Genomic DNA, 24913 nt, shown 5'->3' with positions numbered 1-24913 from the left:
CCAACGATTCCTCGACGCTCACGAACGGCTCATCAGTGGAAATCTCGGAATCGCGCCCAGCTTCCTGGCTGCTGCGCGTCCTTCTGCTCGGTGCCGCACTTGCCGCCGGATGGGTGATTCTCACAGTCGTTCTCGGCGTCGCCTCGCAGAGCGCCCACGCCGAAGACGCGATTCCGGATGACATTCCGGCCGTGTCCAGCTCCTCGACAACGGCATCGACGCCGCCGTCCACGCAGTCCGTCGGCTCGTCGATCGTGGGACTCGCGACCGGCACCTCGAACGACCTCGCGTCGACGACATCCGCCGTGACCTCCGCCGTGCAAAGCACCGTCGCGCCGCTCACCACGGCGCCGGCCCCGACCGTCGATTCGTCCGTGTCCGGACTCGGCGACACAGGGTCGTCTGCCGGCACGTCCCCCGCTGTTCTCCTCGATGCCGCATCGGCCGCCGGCTCGACGCTCGACGCGCTCGACGGCACCGTCTCGAATACGCTCACCTCGGCCGTCGACGTCGTCCGCTACCCAGCGGTGGCATTGCTCGGTCCCGTACCCGCCTCCCCGCGACCGGTGGTCGCCAGCGCCTCCCAGACATCCGTCCCGGCGTCAGCGGTCCCTCGCACGTTCGCGCAGGGTCACGCGGGCCTGAGTGCGACGAGGCCGGGATCCGCGGCAGCCGACCGGCTGCCTGCGCCGTTCGGCACGCCGCCGAATGAGGCGTCCGGATGTCTCGGAGTCGGAATAGGTATCGCCGGCTCGGGAGCAGCGGGTGGCGGGGGCTCTGCGATGTCGCCGAACCTGCTGCTGCATGCGGCACTGACATCCGCGGCGGCACGCCTCCAGCCCGGCGATCGGCTGCCGCCGGCACCGCCGGAATCGCCCGAAGTCTCTCCCGACTGAATCCGCCTCACCGTCGCTCTCGACGGACAGGCACACTCGCGCTTTCTTGCGCTCAGATTCAGATACGAAGGACAGAAACTATGCATCGCGTCATTTCGCGCGCCCTGTGGGGCACCATCATCGCCGGTGGCTTGACACTCGCCGGCGCGACCGCAGCAAACGCTGCGACACCGGCAGACGCGGGGAGCGACACCGGAGCCACGGCATCCGCGTTCTCCTCGACGAGCGCCAGCAGCACCATCGACAGCACCGGCAGCGTCCTGGGCGGCGTCATCGGCACGACCGGTTCCTCCGTCAGCGGAGTTCTCCGCTCGGCGGGCAACACCGCGGACGGTGTGATCGGCACGACCGGCGCCACGGTCAACGACACCATCCGCACCACCGGCGCTACGGCCGGTGCTCTCGTGGGCACCACAGGTTCCACCACGACCGGCGTCATCGGGAGCGCCGATTCTGCGGTGAACAGCGTCACGAGCTCGGCGGACAACACCGTGTCGAACGTCGCCGGCACGGCCACGGGATCCGCCCGCGCCGCCGCCGGCGTCGCGGATGGTGCCGTGGGTACCCTCGACAGCGCCGTGCGCACCACCGCAGGCGACGGCGTCACTGCCGTCAGCGGCCTGGTGAACCGGGCGCCGGGCAATGCTGCAGCACTGAGCAAGCTGGTCGACACCGGCCTGATCACCGACGGGGTCTCGCGACTGCCGGGCATCCCCCTCGGAGATCTCGCAGGCGGAGCCAACAGCGCTCTCGGCCAGACGATCGAGGCACTGGGCGCCACCGCTCGGCGCACTGACGGGCTCGACGGCCTGCTCGTCGCAGGCCCCAGGAAGGCGCTCGCCACCGTGAGCGGCACCCTCGGCACGGTGACTTCGGCGCTCCCGAGCACCGGCAACCTCACCGGGTCGCTGCCGAACGTCGAGTCGCTGCCGAACCTCGGCAACATCACCGGCATGCTGCCCAACACCGGCGACCTCACCGGGTCGCTGCCGAGCACCAGCAACCTCACCGGCGTGCTGCCGAGCACCAGCAACGTCACCCGGTCGCTGCCGAGCATCGGCAACCTCACCCGGTCGCTGCCGAGCATCGGCAACGTCACGGGCAAGCTGCCGAACGTCGGGTCGCTGCCGAACCTCGGTAACCTCACCGAGTCGCTGCCGAACGTCGGCAACCTCACCGGCACGCTGCCGAACGTCGGCACGTTGCCCAGTGCCGGCAACCTCACCGGGTCGCTGGCAGGCATCCATGATGTCGCGGGTTCGCTGCCAGGTCTGGCGTAGTCCAGCGCAGACGCGCAGGTTCGGCCTCACCAAGGCCTGAACCAGGCGTCCCACCATCGACTGGACGGGGCGAGGCCTTCTCGCCCCGTCCAGCCGGGGTCTGGCATGCCCTGCCATTACCTGTTCCGCCAAGGACTCCCACGAACGCGCGCGAGGGTGTTCCCTTGTATCGCACCCCATCGACCACAACTGGAGGCCACGCAATGCGCGCAGTCATCATGGATGCTCCCGGCGAGATCAGCGTCGTCGAGCGCGAAGATCCGACGATCGTCGAGCCGACGGATGCGATCATCCGTCTCGCTGCCACCTGCATCTGCGGCTCGGACCTCTGGCCGTATCGCGGGGTCGACCATCCGGACCACACCCCGATGGGTCACGAGTACGTCGGCGTGGTCGAAGAGATCGGCCCGGACGTGAAGAACATCAAGGTAGGCGACTTCGTCGTCGGATCGTTCATGGCCTCCGACAACACGTGCGAGATCTGCCAGGCGGGCTACCAGTCCCGCTGCGTGCACGTCGTGGGCATGGGCTCGATCGGAACGCAGGCCACGAAGGCACGCATCCCCCTGGCCGATGGCACGCTCGTCGCCACGCCCGGTCAACCTGACCCGGACCTGATTCCGTCGCTGCTGGCGGCATCCGACGTGCTCGGAACCGGATGGTTCGCTGCAGTCGCCGCAGAAGCCGGCCCCGGTAAGACGGTCGCGGTCGTCGGCGACGGAGCGGTCGGCCTGCTCGGTGTGCTGGCCGCGAAGCAGCTCGGCGCGGAGCGGATCATCGCGATGTCCCGCCACGCCGACCGGCAGGCGCTCGCGCGCGAGTTCGGCGCGACCGACATCGTGGAGGAGCGCGGGGATGCCGGCGTGGCCCGCGTCAAAGAGCTCACCGGAGGCCTCGGCGCGCACAGCGTGATCGAGGCGGTCGGAACGCAGGAGTCGTTCCTGCAGGCGATCCGTTCGACCCGCGCCGGCGGGCACATCGGTTTCGTCGGAGTCGCCCACGACGTCGCCATCCCGGGTGACGAGCTGTTCTTCAAAGAAGTTCACCTGCTCGGCGGACCGGCACCCGTTCGCCGATTCCTGCCCGAGCTGATCGACCTGATCTGGACGCGCACGATCGACCCGGGCAAGGTGTTCGACCTCGCACTGCCGCTCGAACAGGCCGCTGAAGGCTACAAGGCGATGGACGAGCGCCGCGCAACCAAGGTGCTGCTCACCGTCTGAACCCGTGCCGGGCATCCGTCAAGCCCTACCGAGCCAGGTCGCCACGCGGCTTGCTGGATGCCATGGCTGGCTTCATCTCAGAGGTGCGATCGAGCGCCAACGGTCTCATCATCAGGGCCGCGATCATCGCGGCAATCGGCGGACTGCTGTTCGGATACGACACCGGTGTCATCTCGGGCGCGCTCCTGTTCATCAAGAAGGATCTGCACGCCAACGCCGCCGCGCAGGAGTGGATCGTCTCGGTGCTGCTGCTCGGCGCCATCGTCGGCGCGCTGATCTCTGGCTACCTCGCCGACAAGATCAGCCGCAAGTGGACGAAGGTGATCTCCGGCTGCGTCTACTTCATCGCGGCGCTCGGGTGCGCGCTGTCGATCTCGGTGCCGATGCTCATCGGGTTCCGGTTCCTGCTCGGTGTCTCGGTGGGCACGGCATCGTTCGTCTCCCCGCTGTATATCTCCGAGGTCGCCCCGCCCCGCGTGCGCGGCGGGCTCGTCTCGTTCAACCAGCTCGCGATCACGTCGGGCATCCTCATCGCCTACCTGGTCAACTTCGCGTTCCAGGGCTTTCCGGGCAACTGGCGATGGATGCTCGGAATCGCCGCGCTCCCGGGCGCAGCCCTCGCGATCGGCATGCTCACCGTGCCGCACACCCCGCGCTGGCTCGCGCAGGTGGGCCGCGAGGACGACGCACGAAAGGTGCTGGAGAAGCTGCGCGAGGGCGACGCGAAGGCGGATGTCGACGGCGAGCTGAAGGAGATCAGGGAGGCGAACGAGCGCGAGGCCGGCAGCAAGGTGAAGGACCTCTTCGGTCCGAAGGTTCGTCCGCTCATCCTGATCGGGCTGGGGCTCGCGATTGCGCAGCAGTTCGTCGGCGTCAACACGGTGATCTACTACGCCCCGACCATCCTTTCCGACACCGGACTCTCGGCCAGCAGCTCGATCGGGCAGACGGTGTTCGTGGGCTTCACGAACGTGGTCTTCACGATCGTGGCGGTGCTGCTGCTCGACCGTGTCGGGCGCCGCGCGCTACTGCTCATCGGCACCATCGGGCTGACCGTGTCGCTCGCGGTGCTGGGCATCTACTTCGCCATCCCGACGCTGCAGCACACGGCCGGCTGGCTGGCGCTGATCTGCCTCATCGTCTACATCGCGGCGTTCGCGATCGGCCTCGGGCCGGTCTTCTGGCTGATGATCTCCGAGATCTTCCCGAGCGGGCTGCGCAGCAAGGCCATGTCGGTCTCCACCATGACGAACTGGGCGGCGAACTTCGTGGTCGCGGGCTCGTTCCTCACGTTGAACATGGTGATCACCCGGCAGGGCACGTTCTTCGTCTACACGGCGATCGGCATCGCCGCGTTCCTGTTCTTCATGTTCCGGGTTCCGGAGACGAAGGGACGCTCCCTGGAGCAGATCCAGACCGAGCTCGTCGGCGAGAAGTAGCTCGCGCTCGACGTTTCGCCGTCGCACTCGGCGGCGTTCACGCGGCGGTGTCACCGTCGCAGCAGAGCGCGTTGCGAGCAGGCCCACCGTTTCGACCACGGCTGCCTACGCACGTTCGGGCTACCCGGTGAGCAGTCCGCGCCGGAAGCCTTCGGCCACGGCGGCGGCGCGATCGCCGACGCCGAGCTTGGCGTAGATGCTCAGCAGGTGCGTCTTCACCGTGGCCTCGCTGAGGTGCATGCGGGCGCCGACCGCGCGGTTCGTGGCTCCGTCGGCGACGAGGGCGAGCACCTCCAGCTCCCGCGGGCTCAGCGCGTTCGCCTCCGGTGCGCGCACCCTGCCCATCAAGCGAGAGGCGACGGACGGCGCAAGAACCGCCTCGCCGGCAGCGGCGGCACGGATGGCCCGCAGCAGGTCGTCGCGCGGCGCATCCTTCAGCAGATACCCGGTCGCTCCCGCCTCTATCGCCGGCAGCACGTCGGCGTCGGAGTCGAACGTCGTGAGGATGACGACCCTGGCCCGGATGCCCAGCCGCGCGAACTCGCGGGTCGCGGCGACACCGTCGGTGCCTGGCATCCGTAGGTCCATCAGCACGACGTCAGGGTCGAGCACCCGCGCGAGCGAGACGGCCTGGGCGCCGTCGGATGCCTCACCCACGACCTCGACATCGGGAGCGGACGCCACCATGCCGACGATCCCGTCGCGCACCACGGGGTGATCGTCGGCCACCATCAGCCGGATGGGCGTCGCTTCGCTCACGCCGGCACCTCCGCACGCACCGCCGTGCCGTGTCCCGGCCTCGATTCGACGGTCAGGGCGCCGGCCACGGATTCGATCCGTTCCCGCATCGCCACCAGACCATACCCGCCTTCCTCGGTACGGGCGGCCCGCCCGTGTCGTTCCGCCGGATCGAAACCGCAACCGTCGTCGCGCACCTCCAGGCGAGTTCCCGAGCGGTCCGATCGAACGGTCAGCGCCACGCGGTGCGCCTGAGCGTGCCGTTCGACGTTCGCGAGCGCCTCCTGCGCCGCTCTGAGCAACGCGACCTCGGCATCCGTCGACAGAGTTCGGCTGTCGCCCGAGACGCCGAAGTCGACGGGGATGCCTGTGCGCGCCGACCAGCTCGCGGCCACGTTGCGGAGGGCGTCGTGCAATCGCATCGCGTCGAGCGCGGCCGGGCGGAGCGCCTGCACCGAGCGTCGTGCCTCCGCGAGGCCGTCCCTGGCGAGCTCGATCGCGGCATCCGAGTGGCGGAGGCGTGTCGCGTCATCCGGTGCCTGTTCGGCCGCCTGAAGCTGCGTCACGATCCCGGCGAACTTCTGCGCGAGCGTGTCGTGGATCTCGCGCGCCAGCCTCGCTCGCTCGGCTGCCGTGGCGGCACGCTCGTCCTGTCGCTGCGCGATGAGCAGACCCCAGGAGAGCCCGCACATGATGACGATGTTGATCGCCACGACGACGACCCGGCCGATCAGGCCGAGCGTGTCAGCCCCGAAGCTCGAGCTCTGGGCCAGGCCCGCCACGACGGCTGTGCCGCCTACCGGCAGAAGCTCCCACGGCCATTCGACGAGCGAGTAGGCGAAGGTGAACGTCGCGATCGTGAGGAACCCGAAGTACCCCTGGAGAAGCACGAGCGCCAGGTTCAGCAGGATGGCGCCCGCCACGAATACCGCTATGGCCACCGGCCGATCCCGCCAGCGGAACGGCAGGTTGCGCATCACGAGCACCCAGACGCCGTACGCAGCACACAGCACGAGCACGGGCACGAGGCGCGCCCGTGCGCCCCATTCGGTGCCGAGGGCGAATGCTGCCAGCATCCCCAGCACGAGGTAGGGCGCGTAGGTGAGAACGGTGCGCCAACGCGGGTCGACCACGTATCGACCCTATGCCGTGGCCGTTGCCACGGCTTTGGGGAAGAGGCGTCCCATGCGAGGGAGGTTGACGATGATGACCGCAGGCAGCACGAGAAGCCCGCAGACCGCCTGCTCCACGCGCACCCAGTCGGGGAGGAATCCGGGGATCGAGACGATCACGATGACCGCGATGACCACGATCGGCGTGATGATGCGCAGCCGGATCCACGCGGCGCGCGAGCCGCGTGCGGCGGATGCCCCGATGAGCAGCAGCACCACGGCGCTGGCGAGCACGAGCGAGCAGCGGATCCAGATGGCGCTTTCGATGGATGCGCCACCCACGCTCATCGCGACGAGCACGGCGATCATCGCGGCGCTGACGACGAGGAAGCCGGTGAACAGGCGAAGCACAGGACGGAACGCCGCGCGCCGGAGCGCCGGAATGTCGATGCGGAACGGGAGGGAGTCGGTGTTTGTCATGACTCCAGCGTCGCGAGCCTCGGGTCCGGCCGGATCAACCGAACGGTCAGGCTGCGCCACCGATCGGTTGATCGTGGTCACCGCTGTTGTCTCTTGGCTTATCGCCTGTCGCGACTGCCGGCGGCGGAACGCCCGCTACGACAGCGTCGGCCACGGGCGGCTTCGTGGTCGCCGGCCAGGTCCGGCTTCGCAGTCGCCACCCAGGCCCGGCTTCGCTCAGCCCAGCGAAGCTGTGGCCGCTCGCAGCTCGCCCAGAGCGCGCGACGTGTAGTACGCGAGGTCGTGATCGGACTCGCGGTCGGCCTCCGTCCAGTCGGCATATCCGCGCTTGAACGCGAGCAGACCGAGCTCGGCCGCAAGGTGGGCCGTCGGGTCCGGTACTCCGCGAGCGACGAGTGCGGTCGTCATGGATGCCGCGAGGCCGACGCTCTTCAGTGCGTCCCGTTCCTGCAACTCGCTGCTGGCTGCGATGGCCGCCTTCATCCGCGGCCAGAGCTCACGGTTGATCGGGCTCATGACGCCAGAGACCGCCTTGAGACCTGCAGCGACGGCCTGCAATGGCGTGGCATCCGAGGGCGCGCCGGCTATGCCCTCCGCGAGCAGTGTCCCGAGGGTCTCCTGCCCGGCGACCAGGAGCTCGCGCTTGTCGGGAAAGTATCTGAAGAACGTGCTCTTCGTGAGCCCAGCGCGCTCGGCGATCTGGGCAACGGTGGTCTCGTCGTAGCCCTTCTCGCTGAACAGCTCGACGGCCGCGACGACGAGGCGATCGCGCGCACCGGGTTCCCATCGAGCCATGCATCCAGTGTACTGACGGGACTTTTGTCTCATCACAGGTGTACAGTGATGAGACATCGGTCCCATCACTTGTGGACCGAGGTCCCCACATCCACTACTCACCAGGGAGATCACATGCACGTCTTCATCACCGGCGGCACCGGCTTGGTCGGCTCGGCCGTCGTCGCGGAACTGCTCGAGCACGGGCACACTGTTCTGGCGCTCGCACGTTCGGATGCCTCCGCTCGCGCTCTCGAGGAGGCCGGCGCCACGACCCTGCGCGGCGACCTGGCCGCGCTCGACGTCATCCGTGCCGGTGTCGCCCAGTCCGACGGCGTCATCCACCTCGCCTTCGCCAATGACTTCAGCGGCCAGGAAGCACTCGAGCGAGCGATCGCGGAAGAGACCGCCGCGAGCGCGGTGATAGGCGAAGAACTTGCCGGCACCGATCGTCCGTTCGTCAAGGTCTCGGGAACGCCGGCCGAGCCCGGACGTGCGTCGACCGAGAGCGACCCGATACCCACCGGTGGGCCTGTCGGCGGCCGAAGCAAGTCCGTCGCGGCCGCGCTCGCGCTGGCCGATCGCGGTGTGCGCAGCAGTGCCGTCCGTCTGCCGCGCACCGTCCACAACAACGGCACCGGCGGCTTCGCCGGACTGCTCACCCAGATCGCGCGCCAAACCGGCGTCTCCGGTTACCCGGGAGACGGCTCTCAGCGCTGGCCGGCCGTGCACGCCCTGGATGCCGCCGTGCTGTTCCGGCTGGCTCTCGAGCGGGCGGATGCCGGGACCGCCTGGCACGCGGTGGCCGACGAGGGCGACGCGGTGCGCGACATCGCCGCGGTGATCGGTCGGCGGCTCGGCCTGCCGGTGCAGCAGGTTCCCGAGGAGACGTACGGCCCGCTCGGCCCGATCTTCGCGACGGACCAGCCGTCGTCGAGCGCACGCACCCGGGAGTTGCTCGGCTGGGAGCCGACCCACCCGAGCCTGCTCGAGGACCTGGAGAACATCCAGCCCTGACCGCGAAGAACCCGCACTCTCGCGCACCCAAAGCCGAGCGAGGGTGCGGGTTCGTCTCCTCGAAAGGGTGGCGCAGGAACGCGGTCAGTGGCAGGGTTACTTTCCAGTCAGTAAGTGACCAGTCCACCAGGGACATGCTCCACCCGTTTTCAGGCACCGCCGCCTGAGATCCGCGCGCAGGCGGCTCGGCAAGAAGGAGAACCAGATGAGTCGTTCCGCACCCTCCCGTCGCATCCTGGCGGGAGCGACCGTTCTCGCCTCGTCGGCACTCGCGCTAGGCGGGCTCGGCCTGCTGGGCGCCGTGCCGGCATCCGCCGCGTCTCCCGCCGATGGCTCCACGGCGGGCTGCCAGCCCGACCCCTCCTACCGCGCACCGGCCGCGCCGGACTTCGGACCGAACGTGGTCATCCTCGATCCGAGCATGAGCAACGACACGATCAACGCGAAGCTCGCGGCCGTGTCGAACGAGCAAGAGTTCTCGTCGAACCGGTACCAGGTGTACTTCCTGCCAGGCACGTACGGATGCGGCACCAACACCAACAACTCCGGCCCCGATCAGGCGACGAACATCATCAACGCCAACGTGGGCTTCTACGAGTCGGTCGCGGGTCTCGGCGGTTCGCCCGACGACGTCACGATCAACGGGGCCCTGCACGTCGAGCCCGTCCAGTCGAATCCGACGGCACCGTGGGAGGGTCAGAGCCCCGGCTCGCTCGACAACTTCTGGCGAAGCTTGAGCAACGTCAAGATCAATCCGATCCAGGAGCCCCTCGGCGAGGATGCCGCGCGCCAGTACCCGGAAGGCATCACCGACCCGCACACCATGCGCTGGTCGGTGTCGCAGGCCGCCCCTCTGCGGCGCGTCGACATCGCCGGCAACCTGACCCTGATGGGCCGCTTCGGCGCCTACGCGAGCGGCGGGTTCCTCTCCGACTCGAACGTCGACGGGCTCGTGACGAACGGCTCACAGCAGCAGTGGTACACCGAGAACACCTCGGTCGGCTCCTGGTCGAACGGGGTGTGGAACCAGGTGTTCTCCGGCGTGACCGGCGCCCCGGGCGACGCCGCGTATCCGAACCCGCCGTACACCACGCTGGGCTCCACACCGGAGAGCCGGCAGGCCCCGTTCCTCTACGTGGACCAGGGCCAGTACCGGGTGTTCGTGCCGAAGGCGCAGAAGAACGCCTCGGGCGTGTCCTGGTCGACGGATGCCTCGGCCGGCGCGTCCCTGCCGATGAGCGCGTTCTACATCGCACACCCGGGTGACTCCGCGGCACGCATCAACGCGCAACTGGCATCCGGTAAGAACCTCATCGTCACGCCCGGCGTCTACAACCTTGATGAGGCGCTGCGGGTGCGGCGAGCGGACACGGTCATCCTCGGGCAGGGCGAGGCGACGCTGACGCCCACGCACGGCAACGCCGCCATCGAGATCGGCGACGTGAAGGGCGTCAAGGTGTCGGGACTCACCATCGACGCCGGCGCCGAAACCAGCAAGGTGCTTGTGCAGGTCGGGCCGGACGGCGCCCGGGTAAGCGACCCGAGCGATCCGACAACGTTGAGCGATGTGTTCGTGCGCATCGGCGGGGCCCAGCCAGGCAGCGTGGACACCGCGATCGTCGTGAACAGCAGCAACGTACTGCTCGACGACATCTGGTCGTGGCGCGCGGACCACGGGACGGGCGTGGGCTGGACGCTGAACACCGGCCAGCACGGCCTCGTCGTCAACGGCGACCACGTGGAGGCGAACGGGCTGTTCGTCGAGCACTACCAGCAGGCGCAAACGGTGTGGAACGGGAACGACGGCACCACGGTCTTCTACCAGAGCGAGCTGCCCTACGATCCGCCCACCCAATCCGCGTGGATGGACGGCACCCGCGACGGCTACGCCTCATACCAGGTCGCCGACACGGTGACGAGCCACCACGCATATGGGCTCGGCATCTACTCGTTCTTCGACCCGACCCGCGAGGCCGGCGGCGTCGATCAGAACGTGTTCGCCCAGTCCGCCATCCAGGCACCGGTGAACCCGAACGTGGCGTTCCACCACGTGGTCACGCAATTCCTGAACGGCGGCGGCGGCATCGTGCACGGCATCAACAGCACCGGCGACACCGTGTCGGCGACCGCACCAACCGGACACACCGCCTACATCGTGGACTACCCGTCGGCGGGCACACCCGTGACAACGGTCACCTTCGCCACGCCTGGCGCTCAGCCCAACGGTGCGGGCTTCTACAAGGGCGGGTCCGTCACGTTGGTGATCGGCACGACCGGTGACACGTCCGCGGTGCTCACCGCGAACATCGACGGCCGCACTCCCGTCACGGTGACCGGGTCGATCAAGCTCGGCAAGGGGTCGCACACAGTCTCGGTCACCGCGACGGATGCCGCGGGCGACGTCGAGGCGGTCGGCACCTGGCGCGGGCGCGTGGTCGGCTAGCGGGCACGTCGACACTATGGATGCCACACCGAGACTTGGGCGAACGGCCGTAGTCTCGGCGGCGCATCCATAGTGTCGGCGGCGCATCCGTAGTGTCGGCGACGCCTGGCGTCGGCCGGCTCAGTCGCCCCTGGCCTCCAGCAGCGCGGCACGAGCACGGGCATCCGGTGCAGGAGTACCGGATGCCAGCCTGTCGACGATCTCGTTCATCACCATCTCGACGGTGGCCCGCATGTCCACAGCATCCGGATCGAGCAGCCACTGCACCTGCAGCCCGTCCATCACCGCGATCAGCGAGTTGGCCGCACGCAGCAGTTCGTCGTCGGTCACGTCGTGGGCCGCGAACTCGCGCAGAACGCGCATCAGCTTCTCGCGCAGTGCGGCGATCCTGCCGCGGAAGTACTCCTGTGCAGGATGCCCCTCGGTGACCGACTCCGCGGACAGCACGGCATACGCCTGTACGACGCCGCGGCGCTCGGTGTTGGCCTCGACGGTGTCGAGGATGTGGCCGACGAACGCCGGCCCGTCTACTTGCGCGCGGGCGGCGATCCCGTCGACTTCGTCTCCGTCGCGGTACTGCAGCACCGCCACCAGCAGGCGCTCCTTGCTGCCGAAGTGGTGCAGCACGCCGGCGTGCGTCATTCCTGCGCGTTCCGCCACCTCGGTCAGCGCGGCCTTGTTGTAGCCGCGTTCGCCGAACACGCTCATCGCGGCCTCGAGCACCGCCTCGCGACGTGCCGCCGTCCCCGCTCGTGCCTTCGACTTGCCGCGCGACTCGTCGCGCATCGTGGATGCGGTCACCTGGGCTCCTCGGTCATGTCGCCGATCCGCGGCTGTTTGCCGACTATGAGTATTCTCGGATGCCATAACTTACTGACGTGTAAGTAAGCTACCGCACAGGCTATACGGGAGAACGGAAGGGCGAACCATGAACTGGGCATCCGTCGTTGCCATGGAAGCAACGTACGACCTCGGCAACACGCAATGGAACCTCACGCTCCTCAGCGAGCGCGGCACGCCCGTGCTCTTCTTCGTCGACTTCGACCATCCGGATGCGCTCAGTCCCGAGGCCCTCGGCTGGGACGCCGCGCTCCTGGCGCCGCTCGACCTCGACTTCACGCCTGACGGGAGCTGGCTCGCCCAGCCCGACGGCCGATGGACGGCCGCCGTGCAGGCACGACGCGCCAGAGAACTCCAACTCGCCGCGGGCTGAAGCGCACCCCCGGCCACACAAGCGTGCACCCTCGGCAAGACAAAAGCGCACCCTCGGCGACACAAACGCGCACCCTCGGCGACACAAACGGCGCACTCTCGGCGGTGTCAGGGCCGCAGCAGCACCTTGCCGACCCGGCCGGCGCGCATGCTCGCGGCCACGGCGGCACGCACGTCGTCGAGAGCGTGCACGCTGTCCACGGGCAGGGTCAGCCGCCCGTCGCCGATCAGCCCGAACAGCTCGGCGAACAGCGCACGTTTGGTCTCCGCCGACATCGCGGCCGACACCTTGCTGCCCCAGAACCCTTTGATCACCGCCTGCTTGAAGATGACCGCGCCCGACGACAACTCCATGCGGTCGGAGGCCATCGCCCCGAACGACACCAGCGTTCCGCTTTCGCCGAGCAGGTCGAGTAGATCGCCCGATGCCGTGCCGCCGACGGAATCCACCGCGGCGACGATCGGCTGATCGCCGGCGAGCTGTCGCACCCGGTCGCGCCACGTCGGGTCGTCGGCGGCGACGGCATCCGAGATTCCGGCATCCGCGAGCGCGGCGACCTCCGCGTGCCGGCGCACGACGCCGATCACGCGGATGCCCCGACTCGCCCCGATCTGCGCGACGAGCCGCCCGACCGCGCCGTTCGCCGCGTTCTGCAGGATGACGTCTCCCTCTCGCACGCCGAGGAAGTCCACCAGCGAGATGGCGCTGAACGGCATCGCGACGAGCTGCGCCGCGACCTCGCCGGGGATGCCGCCCGGCACCGGAACGAGCGCTCCCGCCTTCGCGATCACGTACTCCGACCATGCCCCGAACGCTCCGCCGGTGGCGACGCGTTGCCCGAGTTCGAACCCCTCGACCTCGTCACCGAGTGAGTCGACGATCCCCACGGCCTCCGTGCCCGCGCGGGCCGGCAGCTCGGGCTTGTAGCCGTAGGTGCCACGGATGGTCCACAGGTCGTGATTGTGGATCGGCGAGAGCAGCACCCGAAGGCGCACCTCGCGCGGCCCGGGCTGCGGAACCGCGACGTCCTCGACCCCCAGCACGTGCGCGGGGTCGCCGAACTCGTGATGGACGATTGCACGCATGGGCTGCTCCTCTTTGTCGATGACCGACGCCTGCGGCGTCCTCCCTCCAAATTGTGGACGCCCATCGCCGTTGTCGCGCGGCACAACGGCAACAGGCGTCCACTATTCCGTAAGACAGCAGGCGCTACCGAGCAGGAGGACGGGCGCCGCCGATCAGGCGGGCGCGTCGCCGAAGTCGGGGATGGGCAGCCGCGCTCCGCCCTTCAGGGCGGACTCGTGCGCGACGATCCCGGGCAGCGTGTAGCGAGCCGCGACCCACGCGTTCACCGGCGGAAGCGTGCCGTCCACCACGGCCCGCACGAAGTCGTCGGCGAGGAAGTGATGGCTGCCCTCGTGCCCGCTGGGCAGGCCATGGAACTCCTCGGGCAGCCGCGACGGGTCGTGCACCTCTGCGTAGCCGGAGACGAACGCCTCCCGCAGTTCCGGTGCGACATCGGCGAGCTCCGGGTCATCCAGAGACATGGATGCCTCGGTGTCGAGCTGCTTGCTGACGTCGAACACCTCGTACTTGTCCTGCCAGAGCGACACCGTCGCCAGCTGCTCGAAGCTGGCCTCGGTGCCGAAGTAGCGGAACCGGGACTCGCGGATCTGCGACGGATACCCCACCCGGCGCATCTCGTTGGTGCGCATCACCGCGCCGTTGTCCAGTTCGAACAGCGCGCTCGCGTTCGAGAAGTCGTTGTCGAACTGGCTCACCTCCTTGTCGAACACGCCGTCGCCCCGGTCGTCGACGATGCCGATGCAGCTCACGCTCACCGCATGGCCCGGGATCGCGCCGAGCACCCCGCCGATCGCGTGCGTCGGATAGAGCATGGGCGGGTAACTGGCCGTCGACTTCCAGCCCTCGCCCCCGCTGTACTGGTAGGCGGCGTAGAAGCCGAGGTCCATGTCGTGCACGTAGTCGCCCTCGGCGTAGATGATGCGCCCGAACGCACCCTCCGCCACCTTTTTGCGCGCGAACACCGTGGCCGGGTTGTAGTAGCTGGTCTCGCCCATCATGTAGGTGAGGCCCGTCTGCTTCACCGTGTCGATGATCGCCGCGATCTCCTCGGCCGAAATGGCCATCGGCACCGCGGAGTACACGTGCTTTCCGGCCTTCAGCGCGGCGACCACGAGCGGTCCGTGCGTCCACCGCTGAGTGAAGATGGCCACGGCATCCACATCGCTGGCCAGCATGGCATCGAAGTCTTCGACCGTTCCGTCGAGGTGCTCGCGTTCCACGAGCTCCGAAGCGCGCCCGGGCAGGATGTCCGTCACCAGCACCCGGTCGACATCCGGATGCGCCTTGAACAGCTTGGCGAAAGAGGGGGCGAACTGGCCGGCACCGACCATTCCGATGGAGATCATTGTCACCTTTCGTTGCTTTATTGCGTGGGTTCTCAACGCACGGCGGAGCCGCAGTGCGTCACTTCTTGCTGGCGTACGAGATGCGGTAGTCGAAGATCTCGGAGGCCGCGGCGAGCGAGCTCGCCACCGGTTCCTGCCCGAGGAAGGCCGGCCCGAGGGTGGTCGTCACATTGGTCAGGGCTTCCTGCATGCCCGTGGCCACCGGGAAGTTGACCGTCTTGCCGTGCGCGGCATCCAGGAACCAGGACATGTCCAGGCCCTTCTTCTTCCAGTAGGCGAGGAACAGCGGGTCGAGCTCCTTGATCGCCGACCACACGTATCCGCCCTCGGCCATGATGCGCTGCGACTCGGGACCGCCCAGCCACTGCACGAGCTGCCATGCCTCCTTCGGATGCGGCGTGTTGCTCACGATCGCGTCGATCAGGCCGTTGAAGACGCTGATGCGTCCCTTCGGGCCAGATGGCATCGGCATCACGCCGATCTTGAAGCCGGAGAGCTGGCTCACGGTGAGAGTATTCCAGTCGCCGGTCATCCATAGGGCCATCTGGCCGGAGGCGAACAGCGTCTCCACGTTCGTCGAGTCCCCGTTCGGCCCGGTCTGCGCCGCCGGCACGATGACGTGCGCGGCGCTGAGCATGTCGGTGATGAAGCTGAACATCTCACGGTTCTGCGGGCTGTTCATCGTCGACGAGGTGGCGTACGGCTTAGGCAGCATCGAGCCGCCGTTCATCGCCATGTAGTTGCCGAACGAGTCCTGGTAGCTGTTCGTCGCGGCGGTGGCGTACATGGCGATGTTCCCCGGGTCGAATCCCGCGTCGAGCGCGCTGCGACCGTTCTTGTCCAGGGTGATCCGCTTCAGGAAGTGCAGGAAGCTCCCGCCGTCCGTCGGGTTCCACTCGAGGTCTGTCGGCGGCTTCGCGTAACCGCACTTGGCGAGGTGGGTCGCGTTGTAGAAGAAGCAGATGGTGTCCCAGTCCTTCGGCAGGCCCCAGAGATGGTCGCCGTCGGTGTGCAGGTCGACCAGCGCCGGGTAGTACCGGCTCATGTCGATGCCGGCCTGCTTCACCTTCGGGGCGACATCCGTGAGCACACCACCCCGTCCCCAATCGGCCAGCCACGGCGTGTTCACCCAGAACACGTCGGGCGCGTTGCCCGAGATGTACTGCTCGGTGATCTTCTGCTGGTAGTTGCCGTACGGCACCTGCTGGATCGTGACGCGGATGTTGGGATTCCGCTTCATGAACTCGGCGACCGATTTCGTGAGGCCGATCTGCTGGTTCGCATCCCACAGCGCGTACGTGAGATCGACCGTCTTACCGCCGTCGCCCCTGAATCCCCAGCCGGCCGCCGAGCATCCGCTCAGCGCAAGGGTTCCCGCCGCAGCCCCGGCGAGCTGGAGGAACTGCCGCCGCTTCATCGGCTCGCTCCCGACAGGTTCACCGAGTTGACGATGTGCTTCTGGAAGATCGCGAACAGGATCACCATCGGGATGAGCGCCACCAGCGAGCCCGCGAGCACCAGGTTCCATTGCTGCGCATAGTTCGAGTTGAAGTTCGCGATCCCGACGCTGAGCACCTGCAGGTCGTTCGAGTCGGTGGCGATCAGGGGCCAGAGGAAGTTGTTCCAGCCGAAGATGACCGCGATGATCGTGGCCGTCAGGATGACCGGCTTCGCCAGCGGAACGATGATGCGACGCAGGATGCCCAGCTCCGAGAGCCCGTCGAGGCGTCCGGCTTCGACCACCTCGCCCGGGATCGTCTGCAGATACTGCCGCATGAGGAAGACGGTGTATGGGGTGCCGAACACGTACGGCAGGAACAGCGCCCAGTACGTGTTCACGAGTCCCGCGCCCGACATCATGATGTAGAGCGGGATCATCGTCACCACGTTCGGCACCATGAGCATGGCGAGGAAGCCCCAGAAGATCGCCTCGCGGCCGGGGAACTTGATACGCGCGAAGGCGTACGCGCCCAGCAGCGAGAAGCCCACCTGCCCGATGGTGAGGATGACTGTCACGACGAGCGTGTTCGCGAGGTAGGTAGCGAAGTGGTACTGGGTGAAGATCGTGACGAAGTTGTCCCAGGTGAAGTGCGAGGGCAGCTGCCAGGCCCGATCCGACTGGATCTCCGACAGCGGTTTGAACGCGGCGAAGATCGAGAAGATGTACGGGGTCAGGAAGACCGCGGCGATGAGGAGCAGCACGACGACGTAGAGCGTCTTGCGCAGTCCGGCGTTGAATGTCATGGTCGGAACTCCTCACATCATTTCGTAGACGGTCTTCTTCTGGAAGTAGTTGAACTGCACCAGAGTGACGACCAGGATGATCAGGAAGAGGATGACCGAGAGCGCGGATGCCGTGCCGAACCGGAATCCCTCGAACCCGTTCTGGTAGATGAGGATGTTCATCACCGTGGTGGACGTGCCGGGGCCTCCGTTGGTCATCACGTAGACCGTGTCGAAGACCTGGAACGATCCGATGACGCCCGTCACCACGACGAAGAGCATGGTCGGCCGCAGCAGAGGCAGCGTGACGAACCAGAAGCGTTTCCACGGCGACGCGCCGTCGATGGATGCCGCCTCGTAGACGTGCTGCGGAATCGCGGCGAGCCCGGCGAGGAAGAACAGCATGTTGTAGCCCACGTACTGCCAGATGTTGGCGAACGCCACGACCGGCATCGCCCAGCCGGGTGAGTTGAGCCAGTTCGGCCCGGTGACGCCGATAAGGTGCAGCAGCGTGTTGACCACACCGGTGCTGGGGGCGAAGATCCACTGCCAGACCACGCCCATCGCCACCGGCATCGCGAGATAGGGGAGCACGCACAGCACGCGGATAACCGCGGTGAACCTGCCCCTCCGGTTCATCAGCATCGCCATGCCGAGGGCGAGCACCGTCTGGGCGGGGATGTTCAGCAGCACGTACCAGAACGTGACGACGAGAGCGTGCCACGCACCCTCGTACTTGAACGCGTCGATGTAGTTGCTGAAGCCCGCGAACGCCGGAGCATTCAGCATGTTCCACTTCATGAACGACAGCACGAACACGAAGATCACGGGGATCAGCAGGAAGACGACCACCCCGAACAGGCTGGGGGCGAGTAGTCCATACGCCGCGAGATACCGCTTGCGCTCGGGCGCACGGTTCCTCACGTTCTTCGCGGGCGCGGGCCGCGCCTTCACCGGGACGTCTTGCGCCACCCCGGTCATGATGAGGTCTCCATCGACAACTCCTTCGTCTTCCATGGACCACCCGGTTGACCGCGCTGGTTGAACGTTCGATCATGGGGGCGTCGTGCCATCGTGACAGACGCGCCGAGTCTCTGTCAATGAATGCACCAAGATCGTGGGAGGAGGCGAGATGACCGGAACGGGACGCGTGACCATCGACGACGTCGCACGCACGGCGGGTGTCTCCCGGCAGACCGTGTCGAACGTCGTGCACGGGACCGGCCGGGTCGGCGCCGCGACGGCGGAGCGCGTGCGCGCTGTGGTAGACCGGCTCGGCTACGTGGTGCATCCCGGCGCGCGCAGCCTGCGATCACTGCGCACCGGCCAGCTCGCATTCCCGCTCGACGAGTACATCGAGGGCAAGGACGATGTGTTCAACCTCGACTTCGGACGCGAGCTCACCTTCGCCGCCGGCAAGCGCGGCTACCACGTGCTGCTCATGGTGCCCAGCCTCGACGCGATGCGCGATCTGATCCGCTCCGCCCGCGTCGACGGCTTCGTGTTCTCGAACCTGAAGAGTGACGACCCGCGCGTTGCGCTGGTGACCGAGTACGGCACGCCGTTCGCGTGCATGGGCCGCACCGAACCGAGCCAGCGCCAGCCCTGGGTCGACATCGACAACGCGGCGGGCATCCGGCTCGCCATCGAACACCTCGCTTCGCGCGGCCACCGCCGAATCGTCTACTTCGGGTATGAGCCGATGAACTACTGGGACAAGGAGCGGGCGGATGCCTACCACTCCACGATGAAGGCGCTGGGCCTCCCGCCACAGTCCGTTCTCACCGACGGCGATCCGTCGAGCGTGGCGAGAGCCGCCGCGATCTCGGGCGACGCGACAGCCGTCGTGTGCAGCGGCGACCAGCTCGCCGAGCAGATCTACGAGGCCGCCGCGGAACGCGACATGGCCATCGGCCGCGATCTGGCGGTCACGGGCTTCGGCCACGACGTGATCGGGCGCAACCTGGTACCGTCATTGACCACCGTTCGCACGCCCATCCGTTCGATCGTCGAACTCGTGATGCAGCGCTTCGTGCGGGAGGTGGCGGGCGAACCGGATGCGCCCGGCGAGCTCATCGTGCCGGAACTGGTCGTGGGCGCCAGCACCGGGTGAACCGCGATCAGCAGCGTCAGTCGTCCGTCGCCGCCCACGACGCGAGAAGCGCCACCGACGGTGCAAGCCGTGTCCTAGCCTGAAGCCATGCTGCCTCGCGCCGCCGGACGGGCCATGGAGACCTGGCATCGGCTCGCTCCTCTTGTGCGTGATTCACTCGGCGCCCTGTTGCTCCTCGTTCTCTCACTGCTGCCTCTCGGCGTGCCTGCGCTGCAGTTGGGTGACCTGCCTTCGACAGTCCCAGCTCCGGTCGCCACGGTGCTGACCGTGATCGAGGTCGCTCCACTCGCACTCCGCCGTGTGGCACCGTCCATCACTCTCGCCGTCGTAGGCGCGGCGTTCGCCGCGGCCGAGATCACCGGGGCGCCGACGGGGTTGGGTGGTCTCGCGCTGCTCATCGCCCTGTACAGCGTCGCCGCGCATCAGCGGAACGGGCGGTTGATCGTGGCCGGCGCCTCGATCGTCGTGTACGCAGCACTGTGCTTCGTTCTTCACCTGGCCGGGTCGCGCGAGCGAGTGCTCGACTGGTGCACGTTCGCAGCCGTCCTCCTGCTTCCGTGGCTCTTCGGAGAGATCATGCGACGACGGGATGCCGTGCAGGCCGAGCGTCTTGCCCGCGCAGCAGACGACGCGGTTCGGGTTCAACGCGCGGCACTGGCTCGCGAACTGCACGACGTGGTCACGCATCATGTGACCGCCATGGTCGTGCAGTCCGAGTCGGCGCCCTACCTGCTTCCGGATGACATGGCGGAGCGGGACCGCGTATTCAGCGCGGTCGGGGAGACCGGGAGACTCGCACTCACCGAACTGCGCACGCTGCTGGACACGCTCGATCCGGACACCATCGATCGCGACGAGGGAGTCCTCACACCGGAGCGCGACGTCATCGCCATGATCGGCCGTCTGAAGAAGGCCGGGTATCCGATCGAGCTGGATGCGCCGGCCGACGTTCGGCTGCCGGGCGACGATCGTGGCTCGGCGGTGCAGACCGTCGTGCGTGAAGCGCTGACCAACGCGATGAAGCATGCTCGTGGTGCGACGGTATCGATACGGCTCCGCACCACACCGCTCGAACTGCGCGTGGCGAACCCGATCTCTTCGACCACCCGACCGATCTCCGGCGGTGCCGGGCGTGGGCTGGCCGGAATGTCGAGCCGCGTCGAAGGCGCCGGGGGCAGATTCGAGGCCGGCTCTGTCGCCGGCACGACGTTCGTGGTCAGCGCACGATGGAGCTCGTGAACGCGCGCACGCGGATCGTCCTCGCCGACGATCAGCCGCTCATCCGCGAGGGCGTCTCCCGGGTGCTGGGCTCACAGCCCGATCTCGAACTCGTCGGCACCGCATCCGACGGTCTCGAGGCGGTGGCCCTCGTCAACGAGCACCGGCCCGACGTCGCGCTTCTCGACATCCGGATGCCCCGGCTCGACGGCATCGAAGCGACGCGACGCATCCTCTCGGTCGAGAATGCTCCGCGCATCCTGATCATGACCACGTTCAACCTCGACTCGTACGTCTACGAGGCGCTGCGCGCCGGCGCGAGCGGGTTCCTCTTGAAGGACGCCCGCCCGGACAAGCTGCTGGATGCGGTGCGCACGGTCGCGAGGGGAGAGGCGCTCATCGACCCCGCCGCGACCCGTGCGCTGATCGGGGAGTTCGGCACGCGCATCCGTCCCCCGCTCTCGGATGCCCGCGCAGCGGCTGGGCTGACGAACCGCGAGCTCGAGGTGCTCAAGCTTCTCGCGGACGGTCGTTCGAACGCCGAGATCGCCGACGCGCTCATCGTCACGCGCGAGACGGTCAAGACGTATGTCTCGCGCCTCCTGCTCAAGCTCGGGCTGCGCGATCGCGTTCAGGCGGTCGTCTACGCGTATCGCACGGGGCTCGTCGAAGACTGAAGCCCCAGGCCGGATTGTCGACCTTTGGGGGACCCGGCCCGCTCCGGCGCTTCGTAGCTTCGAAGTGAGGGCTCGACGAGCCCGGAATCGGAGCATGAGATGACCTTGAAATCCCGGCCGGGGCCAGTCCGGCGCATCCTCGCGTTCCCACTGGTGTGGGCGCTCATCGGGGCCGTATTGATCGTGATCGGCGACGGTGTGCTGCTGGGCGTGGGTGGCGATCTGGGCGACTCCGGCTCTATGGTCTTCACCCTCATCGGTGTCGCGTTCTCGATCGGTGCCTACGTCTTCGTGATGAAGGTTCTCGCCCGGCGCACGGTGGGCGAGTTGTACCGCGGATTCACGCGCGAGTCGCTCATCGGCTTGGCCATCGGCAGCGTCTTCATCATCGCGTCGACGGTTCTCCTGGTGCTTACCGGCGCGTACTCGATCCATTGGCATCCGGTCGATGCCGCGCACACGATTCTGCTGGCGGTCGTCGTCACCATCGGTGGCGCGGTCACCGAGGAGCTTCTGTTCCGGGGTCTGCTGCTTCAGGCGATCGAGCGGCTGGGCGGCACGTGGATCGCGATCGGCGTCACCGCTGTGCTGTTCGGCGGTGCTCACTTCTTCAACCCGGGCGCCGACCTGTGGAGCTCGGCAGCGATCGCGATCGAGGCGGGTGTTCTCATGGGTGCAGGCTTCGCCTGGCGTCGCAGCATCCCGTTCGTGGTGGGCATCCACTTCGCCTGGAACTTCATCGAGAGCATGCTCGGCATCCCGGTCTCCGGCCACCGCGAGCCCGGTCTGTTCCTGACGCAGACGCACGGAGCGATCATCCTGACCGGCGGCGACTTCGGCCTCGAGGCGTCGATCATCCCGGTGCTGCTCTCGTTGGTCCTGTCCGCCGGGATGCTCGCGCTCGCCCACCGCTCCTCCCGGGTGACGCGCTTTCGGTCTTCGACTCCCGGGGTGACGGGAGTGCGGGACCGCGTCTCGGCATGAGTCGGGACCACCTTTTTGGGCCTACCTCGGCGATGCTCCTTGGACCGCCGCGTCGGCGTCCGCGGTGGCCAGCATGCTGTTGATGTTGGCGCCGGCCGCTGCGCCGGCGGCTGCGGAGGAACCGACCTGGGCAACCGGGTCGGCGGCGTTGCCGGCCACCCACACACCCGGTACGTCGGTGATCCCGGCCGTGCCGGAGGCGAAACCGCGTCCCGCGTTGTTCGGCAGGTCCTGCATCGGCAGGCGCAGTCCTTCTAGACCTCTGCTGCGGGCTTGCATGTGTGTGCCGACGGCGAGGACACGGCGGGCGACGACCTGGCCGTCGGCCAGGCGCACCCCGGCGAGGGCGCCGTCCTTGTAGTTGACGATCTCGGTGATCGGGGTGTCGATGATGCGGATGTCGCGGGCGGTGAAGCGGGCGCGGCTGTCCTCGTCCAGGTCGGTGCCGTTGGTGAAGTAGGCCAGGGTCCTCGGTCAGCTGACGGAACAGGAACGCTTGGCCGATGGAGGCCGAGCCGGTGGCGATGATGCCGATGGGCTCATCGCGCACCTCCCAGCCGTGGCAATACGGGCAGTGCACCACACTGTGGCCCCAGTGCTCAGCGAGCCCTGGAACCTCCGGCAGCACATCGGTGAGGCCGGTGGCCACCAGGATGCGGCGAGCGGTGATGCGGCGGCCGTCGGCCAGTGCGACGGTGAACCGCAGGTCCCCGTCGGCCGACGGGGAAGCAGCCCCGGCCGCGACGACCTCGCCGTGGATCACGCGTCCGTCGTACTGGCGCACCTGTTCCCGGCCCCGCCGCAGCACCTCGAACGGCGGGGTGCCGTCGAGGACGATGAAGCCGTGCACGGCCTCCGCGGGCGCGTTCCGTGGGGAGCCGCTGTCGATCACAACGACCGACCGGCGAGACCGGGCGAGGATCAGCGCACCGCCGAGGCCCGCAGCGCCTCCGCCGATCACCACCACGTCGACGATCCCCTCGGCCAATGAGTCGCTTGCGTACGACAGAGTGGGGCTTGCAGCCATGGTCTCCTGCCTTTCCTTTTCAGTCCTGGTTCAGTCAGTTCTTCGGCAGCCGGTTGAGCTTGCGGATCTGTTTATCGAAGGCGCTCGAGGGCACGAACCGGCGCAGGAGGCTGACACGGCTTGCCAATGAGCCCGCGGTGTACCGCTGTTTGGGTCTGAAATCGGTGGCGGCCGCGACGATCACCTTCGCGACAACATCCGGGGCATCGGCAGTGCGTATGGCGGAGGCCAGCACGTCTCGGGAGATCTCCCGCTGTGCGGCGTAGGCGGGCAGGGGCGAGTCGGGTGCCAGGCTGCCCGCCTCGAAACTCGTGCTCGTGTAGCCCGGCTCGATGAGCAGCATCCGCACGCCGTGCTCGCGAAGCTCGTGATCGACGGACTCGGCGTAGCCCTCGACCGCATGCTTGGTAGCGGCGTAGACGGCCATGAAGGGCGCTGGAATCCGGCCGAGCACCGATGCGACGTTGACCACGCGGCCACTGCCTTGGGCACGCATGTGGGGCAGCACGGCATTCGTCATGCGCATCAGGCCGAAGACGTTGATGTCGAACACTTCCCTGGTCTGGTCGATCGAGCTCTCCTCACCGGCTCCGACCGCCCCCACGCCCGCGTTGTTGACCAGGACGTCGATACGACCGAACCGATCGATCACCTCCTCGACCAAGGAGTGGACCGATACGTCGCTGGCCACGTCGAGATCGAGGAACGTCACCCCGGCAAGCGGTGCGGCCTTCGCCGCGTTGCGGCTCGTACCGACCACCATGAAGCCGGCGTCTGCGAGGGCGAGCGCCGTCGCCCGCCCGATCCCGGAGGAGGCTCCGGTCACAACGGCCACTGCGGAAGCTGTCTGCATGTTGATTCCTTCGCTTGTGGGCATGACTTCATCTGCGTTGCGCACCGTCCGCAGGCTGATTGTGTACTGAACAGTCAGGAATCTATAGAGTTCTGTACTGCGTTGTCAAGAACTGTGCATTGGAGCTAGCTTTTGGGTATGGGGAGACCACGAAGCTTCGACCGTGACCACGTCTTGCATGCCGCCGAGCGGCAGTTCCGCACCACGGGCTACCACGGCACGAGCGTCGACGACATCAGCGCCGCCACGGGCCTGGGCCGCGGCAGCCTCTACGCCGCATTCGACGGCAAGCACGGCGTGCTATTGCAGACGATGGCCGGATACTTCGCCCGCCTGGGCGAGTTCGCGCCGAAGGCGCTCGCCGGACCGGATGACGGCGCCTTGGAGCGACTGCACGGTTACTTGCTTCGCGCGGTTCGCGGGGTGCCCCTCGCCGATGACGTACCGCCCGCCCCTGACCGGGCGGCTGCGGCCTGCTTCGCCGCCAAGATGGCTCTGGAGATCGGCGCCTCCGACGCCGAGGTGCGACGCCTCGCCAGCGAATGCTTCTCCGTGGTCCTCACGGCTGTGGCCGAGTGTCTGCGTGCGGCACAGCGCAACGGTGACATCGACCCGAACGCCGATCCTGACGATCTTGCCTACCTTCTGCTGACCGTCATCCGCGGGATCGATCTCGTCGGCGCCTCCGGCCAGAGTTCCGCCCGCCTGACCTCGATTGCAGAGAGCGCGTTCGCGTTGTTGCCTCGCGGGCACCACCGCTGAAAAGGGCTC

24 protein-coding genes and 1 pseudogene are annotated in these 24913 nt (G+C 67.7%); 12 read left to right on the top strand and 13 right to left on the bottom strand.

The window, feature by feature from the left end; genetic code table 11:
• The first annotated feature begins 35 nt into the window (after nucleotides 1–35).
• The 4 genes from ACYVII_RS17230 to ACYVII_RS17215 all read left to right on the top strand — a co-directional run bounded on the left by ACYVII_RS17230 (nucleotide 36) and on the right by ACYVII_RS17215 (nucleotide 4838).
• Nucleotides 36–896, top strand: a complete 861-nt coding sequence (locus tag ACYVII_RS17230; RefSeq protein ID WP_460537390.1) for a hypothetical protein — start codon at nucleotides 36–38, stop codon at nucleotides 894–896.
• Nucleotides 897–976: 80 nt separating this feature from the next.
• Nucleotides 977–2176, top strand: coding sequence for a hypothetical protein (locus tag ACYVII_RS17225; protein WP_460537388.1), 1200 nt, complete (start codon nucleotides 977–979; stop codon nucleotides 2174–2176).
• 203 nt (nucleotides 2177–2379) lie between these two features.
• Nucleotides 2380–3399, top strand: coding sequence for a zinc-dependent alcohol dehydrogenase family protein (locus ACYVII_RS17220; protein WP_460537386.1), 1020 nt, complete (start codon nucleotides 2380–2382; stop codon nucleotides 3397–3399).
• 62 nt (nucleotides 3400–3461) lie between these two features.
• Complete coding sequence (locus ACYVII_RS17215) at nucleotides 3462–4838, top strand: MFS transporter (RefSeq protein WP_460537384.1); 1377 nt, start codon at nucleotides 3462–3464, stop codon at nucleotides 4836–4838.
• A 120-nt stretch (nucleotides 4839–4958) separates the two neighbouring features.
• Here the strand turns inward: ACYVII_RS17215 and ACYVII_RS17210 are convergent, their stop codons facing one another.
• From ACYVII_RS17210 to ACYVII_RS17195, 4 genes are all read right to left on the bottom strand, one after another.
• Nucleotides 4959–5597 carry a transcriptional regulator gene (locus ACYVII_RS17210; protein ID WP_460537382.1) on the bottom strand — a complete coding sequence of 213 codons (639 nt, stop codon included), beginning with the start codon at nucleotides 5595–5597 and terminating at the stop codon, nucleotides 4959–4961.
• Entirely contained in the window at nucleotides 5594–6709 is a 1116-nt protein-coding gene (locus tag ACYVII_RS17205) for a sensor histidine kinase (RefSeq protein WP_460537380.1), read from the bottom strand. Before ACYVII_RS17205 ends, ACYVII_RS17210 begins: the two co-directional genes overlap by 4 nt.
• 9 nt (nucleotides 6710–6718) lie before the next feature.
• Nucleotides 6719–7168 (bottom strand): hypothetical protein, encoded by a 450-nt coding sequence (locus ACYVII_RS17200; RefSeq protein WP_460537378.1) that lies wholly within the window; start codon nucleotides 7166–7168, stop codon nucleotides 6719–6721.
• A 216-nt stretch (nucleotides 7169–7384) separates the two neighbouring features.
• On the bottom strand, nucleotides 7385–7963 hold the full coding sequence (locus tag ACYVII_RS17195; protein ID WP_460537376.1) for a TetR/AcrR family transcriptional regulator: 579 nt from the start codon (nucleotides 7961–7963) through the stop codon (nucleotides 7385–7387).
• Between the two features lie 114 nt (nucleotides 7964–8077).
• Here ACYVII_RS17195 and ACYVII_RS17190 point away from each other — a divergent pair, with 114 nt between their 5' ends.
• Nucleotides 8078–8959, top strand: coding sequence for an SDR family oxidoreductase (locus ACYVII_RS17190; RefSeq protein ID WP_460537374.1), 882 nt, complete (start codon nucleotides 8078–8080; stop codon nucleotides 8957–8959).
• Between the two features lie 205 nt (nucleotides 8960–9164).
• Nucleotides 9165–11402 carry an adenylyl cyclase gene (locus tag ACYVII_RS17185; RefSeq protein ID WP_460537372.1) on the top strand — a complete coding sequence of 746 codons (2238 nt, stop codon included), beginning with the start codon at nucleotides 9165–9167 and terminating at the stop codon, nucleotides 11400–11402.
• 120 nt (nucleotides 11403–11522) lie between these two features.
• On the opposite strand, the gene ACYVII_RS17180 is transcribed toward ACYVII_RS17185, so the two are convergent.
• The gene (locus tag ACYVII_RS17180) at nucleotides 11523–12203 is read right to left on the bottom strand and encodes a TetR/AcrR family transcriptional regulator (protein WP_460537370.1); all 681 of its coding nucleotides are present in this window, start codon (nucleotides 12201–12203) and stop codon (nucleotides 11523–11525) included.
• 127 nt (nucleotides 12204–12330) lie between these two features.
• Here ACYVII_RS17180 and ACYVII_RS17175 point away from each other — a divergent pair, with 127 nt between their 5' ends.
• Entirely contained in the window at nucleotides 12331–12615 is a 285-nt protein-coding gene (locus ACYVII_RS17175; protein ID WP_460537368.1) for a hypothetical protein, read from the top strand.
• Between the two features lie 107 nt (nucleotides 12616–12722).
• On the opposite strand, the gene ACYVII_RS17170 is transcribed toward ACYVII_RS17175, so the two are convergent.
• From ACYVII_RS17170 to ACYVII_RS17150, 5 genes are all read right to left on the bottom strand, one after another.
• A complete protein-coding gene (locus ACYVII_RS17170; protein WP_460537366.1) occupies nucleotides 12723–13700 on the bottom strand; it encodes a zinc-binding dehydrogenase in 978 nt (325 codons plus the stop codon).
• Nucleotides 13701–13853: 153 nt separating this feature from the next.
• Nucleotides 13854–15047: a Gfo/Idh/MocA family protein gene (locus ACYVII_RS17165; protein ID WP_460537402.1), complete on the bottom strand. Its 1194-nt coding sequence runs from the start codon at nucleotides 15045–15047 to the stop codon at nucleotides 13854–13856.
• Between the two features lie 58 nt (nucleotides 15048–15105).
• Nucleotides 15106–16464 (bottom strand): ABC transporter substrate-binding protein, encoded by a 1359-nt coding sequence (locus ACYVII_RS17160; protein WP_460537364.1) that lies wholly within the window; start codon nucleotides 16462–16464, stop codon nucleotides 15106–15108.
• On the bottom strand, nucleotides 16461–17291 hold the full coding sequence (locus ACYVII_RS17155) for a carbohydrate ABC transporter permease (protein WP_460537362.1): 831 nt from the start codon (nucleotides 17289–17291) through the stop codon (nucleotides 16461–16463). Before ACYVII_RS17155 ends, ACYVII_RS17160 begins: the two co-directional genes overlap by 4 nt.
• A gap of 12 nt (nucleotides 17292–17303) precedes the next feature.
• Nucleotides 17304–18287, bottom strand: a complete 984-nt coding sequence (locus ACYVII_RS17150; protein WP_460537360.1) for a carbohydrate ABC transporter permease — start codon at nucleotides 18285–18287, stop codon at nucleotides 17304–17306.
• A gap of 115 nt (nucleotides 18288–18402) precedes the next feature.
• On the opposite strand from ACYVII_RS17150, the gene ACYVII_RS17145 reads away from it, so the two are divergent.
• The 4 genes from ACYVII_RS17145 (at nucleotide 18403) to ACYVII_RS17130 (ending at nucleotide 22262) form a co-directional block, all read left to right on the top strand.
• Nucleotides 18403–19383: a LacI family DNA-binding transcriptional regulator gene (locus ACYVII_RS17145; RefSeq protein ID WP_460537358.1), complete on the top strand. Its 981-nt coding sequence runs from the start codon at nucleotides 18403–18405 to the stop codon at nucleotides 19381–19383.
• An 87-nt stretch (nucleotides 19384–19470) separates the two neighbouring features.
• Nucleotides 19471–20622, top strand: coding sequence for a sensor histidine kinase (locus ACYVII_RS17140; RefSeq protein ID WP_460537356.1), 1152 nt, complete (start codon nucleotides 19471–19473; stop codon nucleotides 20620–20622).
• Nucleotides 20610–21278 (top strand): transcriptional regulator, encoded by a 669-nt coding sequence (locus ACYVII_RS17135; protein WP_460537354.1) that lies wholly within the window; start codon nucleotides 20610–20612, stop codon nucleotides 21276–21278. The genes ACYVII_RS17140 and ACYVII_RS17135 overlap by 13 nt, the downstream gene beginning before the upstream one ends.
• A gap of 99 nt (nucleotides 21279–21377) precedes the next feature.
• Nucleotides 21378–22262 (top strand): CPBP family intramembrane glutamic endopeptidase, encoded by an 885-nt coding sequence (locus ACYVII_RS17130; RefSeq protein ID WP_460537352.1) that lies wholly within the window; start codon nucleotides 21378–21380, stop codon nucleotides 22260–22262.
• 21 nt (nucleotides 22263–22283) lie between these two features.
• Here the strand turns inward: ACYVII_RS17130 and ACYVII_RS17125 are convergent, their stop codons facing one another.
• The 3 genes and pseudogenes from ACYVII_RS17125 to ACYVII_RS17115 all read right to left on the bottom strand — a co-directional run bounded on the left by ACYVII_RS17125 (nucleotide 22284) and on the right by ACYVII_RS17115 (nucleotide 24142).
• A complete protein-coding gene (locus tag ACYVII_RS17125) occupies nucleotides 22284–22598 on the bottom strand; it encodes a hypothetical protein (protein ID WP_460537406.1) in 315 nt (104 codons plus the stop codon).
• 154 nt (nucleotides 22599–22752) lie between these two features.
• A pseudogene (locus tag ACYVII_RS17120) lies at nucleotides 22753–23289 on the bottom strand (FAD-dependent oxidoreductase); the annotation flags it as partial.
• A gap of 34 nt (nucleotides 23290–23323) precedes the next feature.
• The gene (locus ACYVII_RS17115; RefSeq protein ID WP_460537350.1) at nucleotides 23324–24142 is read right to left on the bottom strand and encodes an oxidoreductase; all 819 of its coding nucleotides are present in this window, start codon (nucleotides 24140–24142) and stop codon (nucleotides 23324–23326) included.
• Between the two features lie 138 nt (nucleotides 24143–24280).
• Here ACYVII_RS17115 and ACYVII_RS17110 point away from each other — a divergent pair, with 138 nt between their 5' ends.
• On the top strand, nucleotides 24281–24904 hold the full coding sequence (locus ACYVII_RS17110; protein ID WP_460537348.1) for a TetR/AcrR family transcriptional regulator: 624 nt from the start codon (nucleotides 24281–24283) through the stop codon (nucleotides 24902–24904).
• Nucleotides 24905–24913: the final 9 nt, after the last annotated feature.

This window comes from Humibacter ginsengiterrae (assembly GCF_054780115.1).
The sequence above is the reverse complement of the archived record's forward strand: the minus strand, read 5'-3'. Positions and strand labels throughout refer to the sequence as shown.